A 14,220-nucleotide genomic window follows, 5' to 3' on the forward strand; every position below is an offset into this window, starting at 1 on the left:
ACAGGCGCAGACAGGTTTATACCCAAACTGAATAGCTATCTTTTCTGTCCAACGAATCAGTTCTAAAAACCAACTTTATATTAGATATTATTAATATATAATATAAGCCAATTCTACTTTTCGATTCGAACTCACAGGAAGAATACGATGACCATCAATGCTGCACTTCGCCTGATGGCAGGTACTGTCATTCTCGTCAGCCTGGCGTTGGGGACCTACGTCAACGAATACTGGTACTACCTGACCGGCTTTGTCGGCCTGAACCTTTTCCAGTCTGCTTTCACGAAATGGTGCCCTGCTGTCGCAATCTTCCAGATGATCGGCCTGAAAGCGGAATCCTGCAGTACACCGGGTATGACTGTGAATCAGGGTGTACACATCATTGCCGGACTGATCGTCATGGCCACTGTAGGTGCGGTGATGTTTGCTGCAATCTCCAATCAGGTGTTGATCGTGACCGCCATTGTGGGTGCCAGCCTGGCGCAGTCCGCATTCACCGGTTGGTGCCCGGCGATCATGATCGCCCGCATGCTGGGTATGAAACAAACCACCGCCTAAGTTTCCCCTGCCGAAGATACAGCAAGCCTTCGGCAGCACGCTTCAACACACTCCATCTATCCGGGAGCTTTGCACCGCCCATTTGGGCGGTGTTTTTTCTTCTCTCCCACCACGACGCCCGCCATCCTTCTCTCTTTTGATTTTATTAAGAAATCTCACGTACAGAAAAAGCAAACACGGCCGATGTTGTTTACAATACTCAGCGCAATTTCTTGTATTACTAATAAGGACATTCGGTTGGCCCTTCGATTTCTTAAACTGCTGGCACCAGCACTGCTTCTGTTGATAGCCGCTGGTCTGTTGATCGATCCGGTCGCGCAGCTGCCTGCCGCACACAAACTCACCCTCAGCCAACTGCCCTATGCGCTTGCCACCGGCGTGGCACTGATGGCCTACGGCTTTAACCGAAATCAGATTCTCTTTGCCACGCTTAACCTGATCAGTGCCTATCTGCTGATCCAACTCGGACTCCAGGTCAGTCTGGATCAGCCCGGTGCCTATGTGCTCTTCAGCGCCCTGAGCCTGCTGGTCCCAATCAATATCACCTTTATCGCCACCTACAGCGAGAAGGGCCTGTTCACTCCCCTGGGATTAACACGCCTTGGGGGCGTACTGCTGGGTTACATCCTGTTGCTCTTGCTGTGGAGCAATGAGGCGCTGGCGGGCCAGTTACCCAACCTGCCTACCAACATGTTTGAGATGTTTATTGATGGCCGCTTCCTCAGCAACATGGCTGCCGTGTTCTTTGGCGTGGCATTAATCACCAACCTGATTTATTTCATCACCCAACGCGGCTACGGCAGTACCGGTGTACTGATCTCTCTGATCGCCAGCCTCGGTATCTTTATCTGGTTTGATCAGCCCAATATCTCCACCTTGCTGATCACAGCGGCCCTGATCGGGATGGGTATCTCCGTGGTACAGAGCAGCCACAAAATGGCCTACCTGGATGAGCTGACCGAGATCCCCGCCCGGCGCGCGCTGCAGGACAAACTGGCGACCCTGGGTAAGCGTTACACCATCGCCATGGTGGATATCGATCACTTCAAGAAGTTTAACGACACCTACGGTCACGATATTGGTGACCAGGTGTTGCGTATGGTGGCGGCGAAGCTGGCAACGGTGAGCGGTGGTGGTAAGGCCTATCGTTATGGGGGGGAGGAGTTCACCCTGGTCTTCCCGGGTAAGGATGAAGCCCAGGCACTGCCGTTTGTAGAACAGATTCGTGAACTGATCGCCAACTACCCGATGTATATCCGCAGCGATAACCGCCCTGAAGACGAGAAAAAGGGCGCGCAGATGCGTAACAACAAGGCGAATGCGGACTACACCAGTGTCACCATCAGTATCGGTGTGTGTGAAAAAACCGATGAATATGCCGACCCGATGGCGGTGATCAAAGAGGCAGATAACGCCCTGTACGAAGCAAAGAAAAATGGCCGCAACCAGTCAGTTGCAGCCCACTACAAACCGGAAGCGCCGAAGCGTCGACGTACTCGGAAGGATTATGCCTGAATGGAGAGGCCTGACCGGCAAACCCACCGATCAGAAACTGTAGCGTAGGCGTGCATAGACACTACTGGCATCTTCAAACTGCCCAAAGAAAGTATGTGCCTTATTGCCGCTAAAGACGTTAGCCCCCATCACCAGCGAAGTGCTATCGTCAAAGCGATACGACACTGACGGGCGCATAAACAGGTCTTCATCGGATGGAGACCAGTAGTTAAACCAGGACAGGATCAGGTTATCCTGCAGCATCCGGTAGGTCAGACGCAGCGTCCACACATGGCGGTGCTCATCCGGACGATAGGGTGAATTGCCGTCTGTCCGGGTGAGTGCGCTGTAGTCCTGAATCCACTCCTGATAGTACTGTAGCGATCCGGTCAGCTTGGCGACCAGCTCCTGCTCGTAGCCGAACAGCACACGCAACTGATCGTTCGGCACCCGCGGATCATCACCGCGAGAGTCCTCCCCTTCGTACCAGCCAAACTCGGCATTGGCGATTCCTGCCCCCAAATTGCCCCGCACACTGGCGCCGAAGGTATCCAGCCGACTGAAATAAGCATCACCACCGGCAGTCAGCGCATTGGGTTGTTTCCAGAACCCCCTGTAGGCGTACAGCGCCCACTCGGTGCTGTCGACCGTGCCGTACAGACGCAATGCCAATTCGCCATTGTCGGGCGTATCCTCAGGATCAATAGGTACGAGATGCGCTGAGGTTTGCTGCCCGCTCATGGCATTGAAGTAGGAGAAACGTTCACCGTCGAGAAACCGGTCAGCGGTAAAGCGCGGCGTCCACACCAGATCCAGGTTGGCCTTGTCGTTGTAATAACTCAGCTTGGCACTTGCGGACGGTGCCTTCAGGTATTGGTCATCACGTCCTGCAAAGTAGGACACCCAATCCTTGGGAAACAGATCGTTGATAAACAACAGGTCCCCGGTGCCCCAAGTGAGGATCTGCTGACCGATACGCAGATCTGTATTCTGCGATGGGCCTAGGTCCAGCAACGCTTCGCGCAGCTCGCCATGCAGGCCGTGCTCAACTCCGTCAGCATAAAGATCCGCCTTCAGGCTGTAGCGGTTCTCACCCACATAATCAGAGATCTCCAGCTGCGCACGCAGATCCGCCAGACTCAGGTCATCGTCCGGCAACGCCGGATCCTCATCTAAACGCGCACCGATTGCGGTTTCCACAAACCCGTGCCAACGCGGAGAGGCATTTGCTTCCTCGCCCCATCTGTCGTCACTCCAACTGTCGTCACCCCAGTCGTCAGATGCCAAAAGCGGCTGAACACTGCCCAGAGCCAGCGTTACGGCCAGAACAAGCGGCTGCAGCCGCCGATCTGTTACCGGGGTGAAGCATTCGCTCATGACTTCGGTCTCCGCAACCACTGACGCGGCAGCTTACGCAGAGAACGTTCGGTAAACACAGAGCTGTCCAGCCCCACATCGTATTTGATGAAACGGAATTCCATGGTGGTGTTGCCCCCCGATACCAGATCACTTACACGTGACTTAGTAACAGTAGGATGGCCCTGGATATCTTGCACTTCCAACACATCTACGCGGCGGTAGAGGCGATCGGCGCTGTCCTTGTATTCGATCTTCACCGGCAGCATATTCGCTTTGTCGATCCAAACACGGTACTGACTGAACTCCACACTGGCTGGATCTTTTGGTGTGTTATCCACCACATAATGTTGGTCGGTTGTGTCTACCAGTTGGTGACTGTCTTCGGTGATATTGCGCCCGGAAACATCCTCATAGAAGTAGTGAGAGCCCACAAAGCTGGTGCGCTTGTCACCGGCGGAGATGCGTTTCACCAGGTCCAGACTTGGCAGGTAGAGCCAACGGTCATCATCACTCTCGATGTGCTTGGCCACCATAAACACGGTATTACGCACATCGGCGGGACGGCTGAACGCTACCAGGAAATCCTGATCGCCACCGTCGGCACGGTCGTAGCGAAGGATCGTGAACTGGCGGGTTTGCGTACGCCCCTGCCCGTCGGTAATCACCATGCGTGCTTCGGAACGACCATCAGTCCCCTTGTAGTACGCTGCCAGATTGGCCTTATCGATAATATCGTTAACGTCAGTTAGATCAGCCGCCAGCGCTGGCTGCGCCAGGGCCAATACAACACCCAGACTCAGGGAACGAATCAGATTACGCATTTTCGGTCTCCTTCTGCGCGCCAAACAGCGCATTCTTGTTGCGGATGTTATCCATCACGGCCGGCAACAGAATTACGGTTACCACCGCTGATACCGCCATGATGGTCGCCAGGAAGAATCCAACGGTGATATAAGGCACCAGCGGTGCGAACAACAACGGTGTGAATCCCACGGCAACGACAACAGCGTTGCGACTGATCGCCCGTGCCGGGCCTTTGTATACTTCGGCAATGGTCTGCGGCCAGTTACCGGTATCACGGTAGATGGCACGGGTGCGCTCCAGGAAATGGATGGCAAAGTCGACACTCAATCCCAGCGTCAGGGCACTCAGCACCGCGATCGGCATATCGTAATCTTTGCCCACCAGCCCAATCAGGCCATAGATAAAGAGGATGGTCACCGTTAGTGGCAGCATGGAGAGCAGTCCGATCTTCACGGAACGGAACAGGAACACCATCATCAGCAGCACCATAACGAAGGCGCTCAGCAAGCTGTTGAGCATGCCGTTCACCATCTGATCCTGCCAAACCACATTGATATAGGTCAGGCCCGCCCAGTTGGCTTCCACGCCCTGCGGCAGAGGATTGGCCTCCACATAGCGGTTCACCAGATCGATCACCTTGCTCATGTCCTGGTTGTCGCCGCTCTTAAGCTGCAACCACAACACCGTCGACCGGTAGTCTGGCGTGACCATATGCCAAAGGTCGTTCGGACGGTGCGACGACTGGTAACTCAGGATGGTCTGCGCAGCCGCCGCAGCACTGCCCGGCAGCTTGTATTGATCGGCCTCACCACCATTCAGCTCGCGGTACACCGTTTTCAGCAGCGTTGGCAACCCGTTCGATTTACCCACGTAATCAGAGCCATTCAGATGATCCTGCAAAGCTTCCAGATAGCTCAGCGCGTCCGGTGTCAGGAAGTACTTGGCATTCTGCTGCGCCTCTTCTGCAATACTCATCAGGGCCAGCCACTGTTGTTCCTGTTCAGGCTGGTTGTACGAGGCCTCATCGAAAGCCGTGATCAGGTTGTCGGCATAGATCTGGAAATTAACGTTATCCGCTTTGGCCAACATCGGAATCAACGCTTCAGCAACCTGCACATTGTCAGCAACATGCTGCTTAAGTGCGTCGTCCAGCGCTTTGCGATCGGCTGTCATGTCCGGTTTTTCCAGCACCAGGTACGCTTCGTAGGTACCGGAGAAATGGTTATTCATCACCACATCCGCAATGCGCAGGCGATGATCCTCTTTAAACCAGCGGATCGGGTTGTCGTTTATCTGGATCTGGCTCACGCCATAGACGGAGATCGCCACCAGTGCAATAAACACAACCACCAGCCCCTTGGCACGGGCCAAAGAGAAACGACCGGTGGACGCCAGCACACGCCCCAGCAGCGAATTGTCGTCCTCTTCAATGTTGTGGTCTTTCAACGCCGCCAGACGCTGTTCCGACAAACTGATGATGTAAGCCGGTACAAAAACAACCGTCAGCACAAAGGCCAGCATGATACCCGCCGCCACGTGCAAGCCGAAGATCTGCACCGGTGGGATCGGCGTGAATGCCAGGGAGGCAAAACCCACGGCAGATGTCACCGAGGTATACAGCATCGGCGTGAACAGATGGCCCAACACATTCTGCAGCGCCTTGCGCGGGTGTTCACCCGGGCGGTAGCGGTCCGCAAACTCGGACAGGATATGCACCGAGTCCACCACCGCAATCGGCATCAGGAAGATCGGAATCATCGAACTCATGATGTGCACGGTATATCCCTGGCCGATCAGCAGGCCCATGGTGATAATCACCGTGGCCATCGCCACAATCATCGGCGCGGTTATCAGCAGGACAGAGCGGAAGAACACCCACATCAGAACAAAGATCATCAGACCGGCCAACGGCGCTGAGATCGCCATTTGGATAAACATCTCCACGCCGAAAGTATCTTCGGCCACCGGCAGACCTGCCATGTAATACTGGTTCTGACCGTCGAGCCCCTCGATAACGGCCTGAATCTCCTGCGACAGCCGGTAGCTCTCGGATTTGGCCACTATCGGGATATAGATTGCGGCGGCTTTGCCGTCGTCCGCCACCAGCGTGTTTTGCAGCAACGGCAGTCGGGCCACCGCGTCTTCAATACGTTGCACATCGCCGTCACTTTGTGGCGCCAGCTTCATCATCCACTCAAAACGGATACTGCCCGACCCCTCTTGTGTGATGTTGTCCACCGTATCCAGCGCCATCAAGTCCTGACGCACTACACCTTCCATCTTCTGCACTTCGGTGGAGAGTGTATGCAAGTCCCTTAACGTCTGCGTGTTGTATACACCGTTGCTATGCCCCTCATTCACCACCCCCACCACGATCATATCGTGGAGAGCAAAACGCTCCTTCACTTCATCGTGGTAGGCACGGTCTACCTGATCATGGGGCAGCATGTTCTCCGGATCGGTATCCACCTGAATCGACGGTATCTGGATGGCGGCCAGCACCACCAGCGCCAACACCAGGTAGAACACCTGCTTGGGCTTATCCATCGAAAATGACACGAGGCGATCTCGCAGCGACATGGGTTCCGGCTCCTATGAACAGACGAAGACTAAGATAAGATGATTGAAATTATATTAGTATTTTCTAATATTTCAATTAATAAATTAGCCTACACTAAAGTAAAGCCCGAACCTGTACATACACGAATGCGTCTATATGCTATTTCCATACAGGAAGTATTAGAAAGCGTTATATTAGAAAATTGAGATAGAAGGGTACATTCAGTAAAATTTGCAACAATAATAATAAACCTACAAACCTTGGGTGATAGATTGAACGAAATGAACCAAGCTGCTCTGCCGCCGATGGATCCGGCGACGCTAGAGATGATGAAAGAGAACGCCAGCAAAGCGGCGAAGCTTATGAAAGCTCTGGGGAATGAAAGCCGCCTGCTGATTTTGTGTTATCTCGACGGCAAAGAACTATCCGTATCTGAGTTGAATGCCTGCCTGGACCTGAGCCAGTCAGCGCTGTCTCAGCATCTGGCGGTTCTGCGCAAAGATGGCCTTGTGACAACCCGCCGGGAGTCCCAGACCATCTACTATTCACTGGAGGGCGATACCGCGCAGCGTATTATCCATACCCTGCACGAGATGTTCTGCCCATCGATGTAATTAAAACCGGACCCACCGCCATATTGAATCTACTGCTGTTGCTGCACCAACAGCAGGGGTTCAGGCAAATCCCCCCAACTGAATCAGCGCCATATAACACCCGGTCCCTCCCAGAATACTCACCAACGCATTGCGCATTGACAGGTGCAGAACCAGTACCGCGAACAGCCCCGCCAATTCCGGCAGGAAACCTTTATCAAACAGATCTTCGTTTTTAAACGAGTAGATCAGCAACAACACCATCATCACCGGCGGTAGAAAGCGACCGAGATAACGTAGCAACGGATGATCCGCCACCTTGTACAACACCACAAAGGGCAATACCCGGGTCAGGAAGGTTGCGGCCGTCATTACGGCAATTACGCCGATCAGGTACGGTACGGATTCCATCGCTCCCCTCCTCTGTACAGCAACAACACCGCCACTGAGATCATAATGGAGATCAGTAACATCTGATCCCGGCTGATAAACAGCAACACCAGCAAGCCGATCACCAGCGCCATTAGAAACGGCATAGCCCGGCGCAAGTGGCGGAACTGCTCAATCGCCAGCACCATAAACAGTGCAGGCAGCACAAATTCGATGCCCGCCGTCGAAAAGCTGATCTGCGATCCCAGCCAACCACCAAGGGTACATCCAATCACCCAATAGCTCTGGTTAAAGAAGGTCACCCGCAGTTGGTAGTCGGTACGGTCTACCCCTTCCGGCGGCTGTGTAGAGGTGAGCAGCGAGAAGGTTTCATCGGTGAGGCCAAAGATCAGATAGAAACGTCGCCAGCCTTTGGCTTTCATACTGCTGATCAACGAGATGCCATAAAACACATGACGGGAGTTGAGCAGAAAGGTGGTGATAAAGATCTCCAGCAGGCCGGCTTGATTAGCCAGCAAACCCACTGCGAGAAACTGCGCCGCACCGGCGAAGATAAAGATGCCCATCGCGCTGGCAAATGCCCAGTGGTAACCCAGTTCACTGAAGAGAACACCGAAGGCCATACCGAGCGGGATATATCCAAACATCACCGGCACAGTCGCCTTGAATACGGTTTGATTAAGAGAGGTAGCCATTGTTCCTGCTGGCAAGTAAGGTCCGAAAAACAGAGGCGGAATGCTAGCACTGCACAGATTAGCTGCCAATGCATAGCGTGTTATGCAACGCTTTGAATTCAAATTTTGCACATAAAAAAGCCGCTCCCAAGGAGCGGCCCAAATGCTTACTTACCTGCTACGGAGAAGATGTCCTAACCTGCGTATTGCGTCTTGCTAATCCAGAGTACAAATAAACAGCTAAAACGAAACCTGTATTCAGTGTAGCAGCTAATTTTGAGGTTGCCGGATTTTAAACAAAGTTTTAAATCCGCTTAGTGCTGGAGCCTGTAGATCTGCCAGTCTTCAACCGGATCATTCAGCATCATTTTCATGTCCACCACTTCCTCTTCCGCGTTAAAGCTGTTGCGGAAACCCAGCTTCTTCGCCAATCCCTGCATCCCTTTATTTGACGGCAGAGTGGAGCCGATAATCTCCAGCGTTCCCCGGTCACGACAGTAGTCGATCACCTTCTGCATCAGCATCTCGCCCAGGCCTTCGCCCTGCAGATCATCACGGATAACGATAGAGAACTCACTGCGGATATTGTCCGCATCGGTCACGGCACGCACCACACCCAGGGTCTCGCTGCCCTTACCTTCCAGCTTCGGTGCGGAGATGATAAAGGCCATCTCACGGTCATAGTCGATCTGGGTCCAGGTCGCCAGCTCCTGATGGGTAGGCACACCACGGCTGTAGAAGTAACGCATGCGGATCGATTCCGGGCTCAGCGTGTTGTAGAAGGCCAGGTGGTTCGGCTCGTCCTCACCGCGGATCGGTCGGATCTCAGCCGCGCGTTTGGAGCGGCGCAGGGTGATATCTTCGCTCAGGTGTTCCGGGTATGGCGAGATCGCCGGTTCCACTGCTTCGCCCAAGGATACGGTGGCATCCACCACCAGCAAACCACGTTTGTTCAGCAGCAGCGGGTTGATCTCCAGACAGGCCAGGTTCGGCAGGTCGACCACCATCTCAGACAGCTTGATCAGCAGATCACATAGCTGTTCCAAATCGCGCTCCGGCTGGTAGCTGTTGGCCTGGATAACGCTATACACGCGGGATCGTTTCACCAACTCCGTCGCCAGTGCCGTATTCAGCGGCGGCAGCATCACCTGCCGGTCGGCCTGCACGTCTACCGCGTAACCACCCACACCAAAGATAATCATCGGACCAAAGGTTGGATCACGGGTGATGCCTACGTTGATCTGCAGGGACTGGAAACCACGTTTCATCTGCTGCACACAGAAGCCCATGCAGTCCTGATCTTCGTAACGCTCGCCCACACGGTAGGCCAATTTGGTCACCGCGTGTTTCACTTCGCCGATGGAGTACAGGTCTAAAGCCAGATCTTTCCAGCGTTGGTTGGACTTCTCGTCGTAGAAAAACGGATAGACGTTGTCTTTGTGCAGCGCTTTCACCGCAACAGAGCCACCGAGGTTCTTGGCGATCTCCACCACACCGTTGATGTCATCAGCGTACGCGGTGTTGATGGTCGGTACATCGTACAGATCCAGCAGATCACCCACTTCCGGGTGAGTCAGGTAATCACGCTTTTCATCCAGCGCCGTTTGCACCATTTCCCGTGCGCGCACGTGGTTAGGGCTGTTCTGCTCGGTATACGGCATCGGCGTCTGACGCATCACGTCCTGGTTGCGGTGGTAATCCACCATGTGCATAAACGCGTCTACGCTCTCTTCCGGCGAGATAAAGGTTGGGATACCGGCGCTGGTAAAGTGGTTACGGGATTCAATCGCCGTTGCACGGCCCATCCAGCAGGTCAGTACGTTACGTGGGGTTTTACGCGCCACTTTCACCACTTCATCAGCGGTCTCCACACCCGGTGCTAAGCGTGTGGGTGCATGCAGCACCATGATACCGTCGACGTTTTTGTCTTTAGACAGAATTCGAATCGTTTCAGCAAAGCGCTCTGGTGTCGCATCAGCGTGCAGATCCACCGGGTTGAGGCCATCCCAGTGATCGGGCATGTGCGCCCGCAGCTGCTCGATGGTCTGTTCCGTCAGATCACTCAGCTGACCACCTTTCTTCAGCAGGCGATCGGTCGCCAGTGAGATCGGCCCGGAACCGTTGGAAACAATGGCCACACGCTCGCCGCGCATCGGTTTCATGCGCGACAGGGTTTCCAGTGCGTTGAACAGCTCGTCCGAGGTATCCACACGCACGGCACCGGCACGGCGCAGAGCGGCGTCATACACCTGATCCTCGTCATCGAGGCCCGGCGCCACATCGCTCTGTACCTGCTGGTTACGAATAACGTCAGATTTCAGTACCAAAACCAGCTTATTACGGGACGCGGAACGGATCGCAGAAAGGAAGTTACGCGACGAGCCTTTTACGCTATCGATCTGTAGCAGGATCGACTGGGTAAATGGATCCTGCGCCAAGTAGTCCACCACCGACGGCAGATCCACGTCGACGCCGTCCCCCAGGGTCAGGAAGTGGGAGAAACCGATGTCGTGGCCATTAGCCCAATCGATCATAGCGGTGCCCAACAGCCCCGACTGACCCACATACGCCACCTTCCCTTTTTGGATATTCACGTGGGAGTAGCTGGCATTCATCTTGTGCCCCGGCACCAGCATACCCATGCAATCCGGCCCCAGGATTCGAATACCGTATGGACGTGCTGCTTCGCGTACTTCGTCGTGCAGTGTGCGTTTGGTCTCCGCGTTCAGGCTGGAAAGACCGCCGGTCAGGATCACCGCCGCCTTCACCATGTTGGCTCCCAGCTTACGGATGATGCCCGGTACCGTCTCGGGAGGAGAGCAAATGATCGCCAGATCCGGCATCTGGTGAAGATCACCTACGGTTTTCACGCATGGCACGCCAAATACCTTGTCGTAGCCTTGTGAGTTAACGGCCATCAACTCTCCCTGATAGCCACCTTCCAGCAGGTTTTGCAACACTGCGCCCCCCATGCTGTTCTCTTTTTCGGACGCACCGAATACAGCGATGGAAGTGGGTTTAAAAAAGCGTTTGAGATACTTGGTACTCAAGTGGGACCTCGAAGCGTGCAGCGAATCTAATGACGTTATAGCAGGGAAATATTACGGTGGCTGATTCTACTACCATCGTCTAAATTTCGCAGGTGCAAAATTAGAACCATTTGATATTGGTCATAGTTGCGCACTGTAAAATTCGTGCATTAAAAAACGCGGTACGGAACATGCCCATACCGCGCTTTGAAAAGACACCGATAACGCGGCAACACCGCCATCCGGGCGGGCTTAGAAGCCGCGACATGGTGTCGTAGATCTCCCATTCAGGGATTTGTTTAAACCGCCACCTTGACAACAGTTTTGATTATTAAATGAACAATAGTTCAATTATCAAACCCAACACGGCTCTCAATCTGAAAATTTCTCATCCAACTGGACTTTTACCCCCTAGAATTTCTCTGTTCATTTTTCCGAAATTTGGGCCATACTCAGCACATACTCGATAATCAAACGAGGTGGTGATCATGGCTAGAAACCCGCGACACGACCAGACATCTGATCCGGTCGACGAGGAATGGCTGGCGGATGGAGAGTTTGACTCCGCCGAAGAAGAGTCCAGCGTTATCTACAAGTCGTCCGGAATCAATCCGAGCAAGCGACGCCGTATTGAGATGATGCAGGAAGAACGAGAACTGCGAAAAGCACTGCGCGAAGTATTCGACGACGAAGACTGAAACACTTTACCCCGATCCATCCGGCGAATAGAGTAACGGGATGCTAAAGATATCCAACAACGTCTCTATTCCGGATGAAGAGATCGAGCTACGGGCAATCCGTGCACAAGGTGCTGGCGGCCAGAACGTCAACAAGGTTTCCAGCGCTATCCATCTCCGGTTCGACATCCGGGCATCCTCCCTGCCCGATTTTTACAAAGAGCGCCTGCTCGCCCTCAGCGATAGCCGTATCAGCAACGATGGTATCATTGTGCTCAAATCCCAGGAACACCGTAGTCAGGAACTCAACCGTGAAGCCGCGCTCGCACGCCTGGTCACGCTGATCAAACAGGCTACCGTTGTACAGAAGAGCCGGCGTGCCACCAAGCCAACCCGCTCCTCCCAACGCAAACGCATGGATAAGAAAACCCAACGCGGCCAGACCAAAGCTCTGCGCGGCAAGGTTAGTTACTAGGTAATTTTCCATCCTGCAACATGGCATCCTGCAGGTGGGTATCAATGCGGGACAGATGTTTGCTGACCCGCACCAGCCAGCGCAACGCCTCCAATTGATCAGTGCCCTCCTCTACTTCCAGATCACCACTGACCATATCGGCGATGACCGCCTGTCTGATGCGCGTACGCTGTTGTTCCAGTCGTTTGTAGTCGGCCTCCAGCACCGCAGGATCAACATGGTCAGCTTGCAGATACCAGCGCAAAGATTTCAGCGGTGAGCGCAGCAATTTCATTGTGCACGCGGTTATGCCTCGCTCCGGCTCCTCGTCGCAGCGTTCGTGCAAGCGTTGGAGGTGATCCATACCGTGCATCATCGCTGTCAGTGTGTGCCACAATCGTGCCTGATCGGGTTTCAGATCCATTGCGTCGAGAAATTTGTGCAGATGATCCAGATTATGCTGCAGCTCCGCCAGCCGTTCCCGGTCAGCACGCTCTCCGCGCAGTAATATCGCTAATTGCTCACACACCAGATCACGTTGCTGTTGGAGTTGAGGCAGCGCTGCATGCAGGGCTACAGACGGCTCGCGTAACAGCAACGGATCAAGCCGCAGGGTTGGCGTTTCACCACGATCAGGCACCAAAAACTCGATAAACCGTGCAAACAGGTGCACAAACGGCAGCATCACCACCACCGCTGCCAGGTTAAATGCGGAGTGAAAAGCCACCAATGCGATCTCGGCTGACTGCTCAATGTTCTGCCCTGCCACCCACTCCCAGGCATAGATAAAGGGTTGGAGCATCAACAGCGCAATCACCACGGTGGCCAAATTAAACACCAGATGAGATACCCCCGTACGGCGCGCTTCGGCCCGCCCACCCAGCGTGACGATCAGCGCCTTAACTGACGTGGCCAGATCCATACCGATCACTACGGCCGCTGCCTGAGCAAAGTTAACGCTCCCGGCATACAACAGCGTTAACATGGTGGCCACTCCAGCACTGGAGGACTGGGTAATCAAGGTGATGGTGACGCCCAATCCAATCAGCTGCAGGCGCCCGGTAAAACTATCGTCAGGAAAGGCATCAGGAGTCAGCACATCACCGAAATCCTGCATACCGAGCTGCATCTGGCCGATCCCCAGAAAGATCAGTCCAAATCCAGCCAGTGCATAGCCCAGATCCGACAGTCGTCCGCGGGCAAAGATACGCAGCATGGCGCCCAGAAAGATCAGGGGCAGCAGCAATGTCCCCAGCTTGAGCTTGAACCCCAGAAAAACCACAAGCCAACCGGTAACAGTGGTACCGAGGTTAGCACCGTAAATAATCCCCAAGGCCTGGGGAAAGGAGAGTAAGCCCGCACTGACGAAACCCACCGCTGCGATGGTCGTGGCACTGGAGGATTGCAGGATTGAGGTGGAGGCCGCGCCGGTGATTGCGCCGCTGAGTGGGCTCCGTGTGGAACGTGCCAGCAGTCGCTGCAGCCCCTCGCCCGCCCCGGAATGCAATCCATCGACCATGATCACCATGCCGAGAATAAACACCCCAAGGCCACCCAGTGCCTGCAGCAGTCCTAATAGCATCGCCGCTCCCGTCAGCAACATATCCGTATCCAGAAAGCATAGTTGC

The 14,220-nt window shown here is 54.2% G+C and carries 12 protein-coding genes; 5 read left to right on the forward strand and 7 right to left on the reverse strand.

The window, feature by feature from the left end:
- Nucleotides 1–147 precede the first annotated feature (147 nt).
- Together ACEQ15_RS13770 and ACEQ15_RS13775 are read left to right on the forward strand one after the other, a co-directional pair.
- Nucleotides 148–558, forward strand: coding sequence for a DUF2892 domain-containing protein (locus ACEQ15_RS13770; protein ID WP_370279786.1), 411 nt, complete (start codon nt 148–150; stop codon nt 556–558).
- A 237-nt stretch (nt 559–795) separates the two neighbouring features.
- Complete coding sequence (locus tag ACEQ15_RS13775; protein ID WP_370279787.1) at nt 796–2,073, forward strand: GGDEF domain-containing protein; 1,278 nt, start codon at nt 796–798, stop codon at nt 2,071–2,073.
- Nucleotides 2,074–2,103: 30 nt separating this feature from the next.
- Here ACEQ15_RS13775 and ACEQ15_RS13780 read toward each other — a convergent pair whose 3' ends face one another.
- Genes ACEQ15_RS13780 through ACEQ15_RS13790 form a run of 3 tightly spaced genes read right to left on the reverse strand, consistent with a single transcriptional unit; the run spans nt 2,104 to nt 6,795 of the window.
- Nucleotides 2,104–3,429, reverse strand: coding sequence for a hypothetical protein (locus tag ACEQ15_RS13780; protein ID WP_370279788.1), 1,326 nt, complete (start codon nt 3,427–3,429; stop codon nt 2,104–2,106).
- Complete coding sequence (locus ACEQ15_RS13785) at nt 3,426–4,232, reverse strand: outer membrane lipoprotein-sorting protein (protein WP_370279789.1); 807 nt, start codon at nt 4,230–4,232, stop codon at nt 3,426–3,428. Before ACEQ15_RS13785 ends, ACEQ15_RS13780 begins: the two co-directional genes overlap by 4 nt.
- Nucleotides 4,225–6,795, reverse strand: coding sequence for an RND family transporter (locus ACEQ15_RS13790; RefSeq protein ID WP_370279790.1), 2,571 nt, complete (start codon nt 6,793–6,795; stop codon nt 4,225–4,227). The genes ACEQ15_RS13785 and ACEQ15_RS13790 overlap by 8 nt, the downstream gene beginning before the upstream one ends.
- Nucleotides 6,796–7,056: 261 nt before the next feature.
- Between ACEQ15_RS13790 and ACEQ15_RS13795 the strand changes: the two genes are divergently transcribed.
- Nucleotides 7,057–7,389 (forward strand): ArsR/SmtB family transcription factor, encoded by a 333-nt coding sequence (locus tag ACEQ15_RS13795; RefSeq protein ID WP_370279791.1) that lies wholly within the window; start codon nt 7,057–7,059, stop codon nt 7,387–7,389.
- Nucleotides 7,390–7,449: 60 nt separating this feature from the next.
- On the opposite strand, the gene ACEQ15_RS13800 is transcribed toward ACEQ15_RS13795, so the two are convergent.
- From ACEQ15_RS13800 to ACEQ15_RS13810, 3 genes are all read right to left on the reverse strand, one after another.
- Nucleotides 7,450–7,779 (reverse strand): branched-chain amino acid transporter permease, encoded by a 330-nt coding sequence (locus tag ACEQ15_RS13800; protein WP_370279792.1) that lies wholly within the window; start codon nt 7,777–7,779, stop codon nt 7,450–7,452.
- Complete coding sequence (locus ACEQ15_RS13805; protein WP_370279793.1) at nt 7,758–8,453, reverse strand: AzlC family ABC transporter permease; 696 nt, start codon at nt 8,451–8,453, stop codon at nt 7,758–7,760. The genes ACEQ15_RS13800 and ACEQ15_RS13805 overlap by 22 nt, the downstream gene beginning before the upstream one ends.
- 293 nt (nt 8,454–8,746) lie before the next feature.
- Nucleotides 8,747–11,482, reverse strand: a complete 2,736-nt coding sequence (locus ACEQ15_RS13810) for a GNAT family N-acetyltransferase (protein ID WP_370279794.1) — start codon at nt 11,480–11,482, stop codon at nt 8,747–8,749.
- Between the two features lie 467 nt (nt 11,483–11,949).
- On the opposite strand from ACEQ15_RS13810, the gene ACEQ15_RS13815 reads away from it, so the two are divergent.
- Together ACEQ15_RS13815 and arfB are read left to right on the forward strand one after the other, a co-directional pair.
- Nucleotides 11,950–12,159, forward strand: a complete 210-nt coding sequence (locus ACEQ15_RS13815) for a PA3496 family putative envelope integrity protein (protein ID WP_370279795.1) — start codon at nt 11,950–11,952, stop codon at nt 12,157–12,159.
- A gap of 40 nt (nt 12,160–12,199) precedes the next feature.
- A complete protein-coding gene (gene arfB / locus ACEQ15_RS13820; RefSeq protein ID WP_370279796.1) occupies nt 12,200–12,613 on the forward strand; it encodes an alternative ribosome rescue aminoacyl-tRNA hydrolase ArfB in 414 nt (137 codons plus the stop codon).
- On the opposite strand, the gene ACEQ15_RS13825 is transcribed toward arfB, so the two are convergent.
- Complete coding sequence (locus tag ACEQ15_RS13825; protein WP_370279797.1) at nt 12,603–14,195, reverse strand: Na/Pi cotransporter family protein; 1,593 nt, start codon at nt 14,193–14,195, stop codon at nt 12,603–12,605. The two genes, arfB and ACEQ15_RS13825, sit on opposite strands and share 11 nt — an antisense overlap.
- Nucleotides 14,196–14,220: the final 25 nt, after the last annotated feature.

This window comes from Pontibacterium sp., assembly GCF_964228735.1.
GTDB lineage: Bacteria > Pseudomonadota > Gammaproteobacteria > Pseudomonadales > Balneatricaceae > Pontibacterium.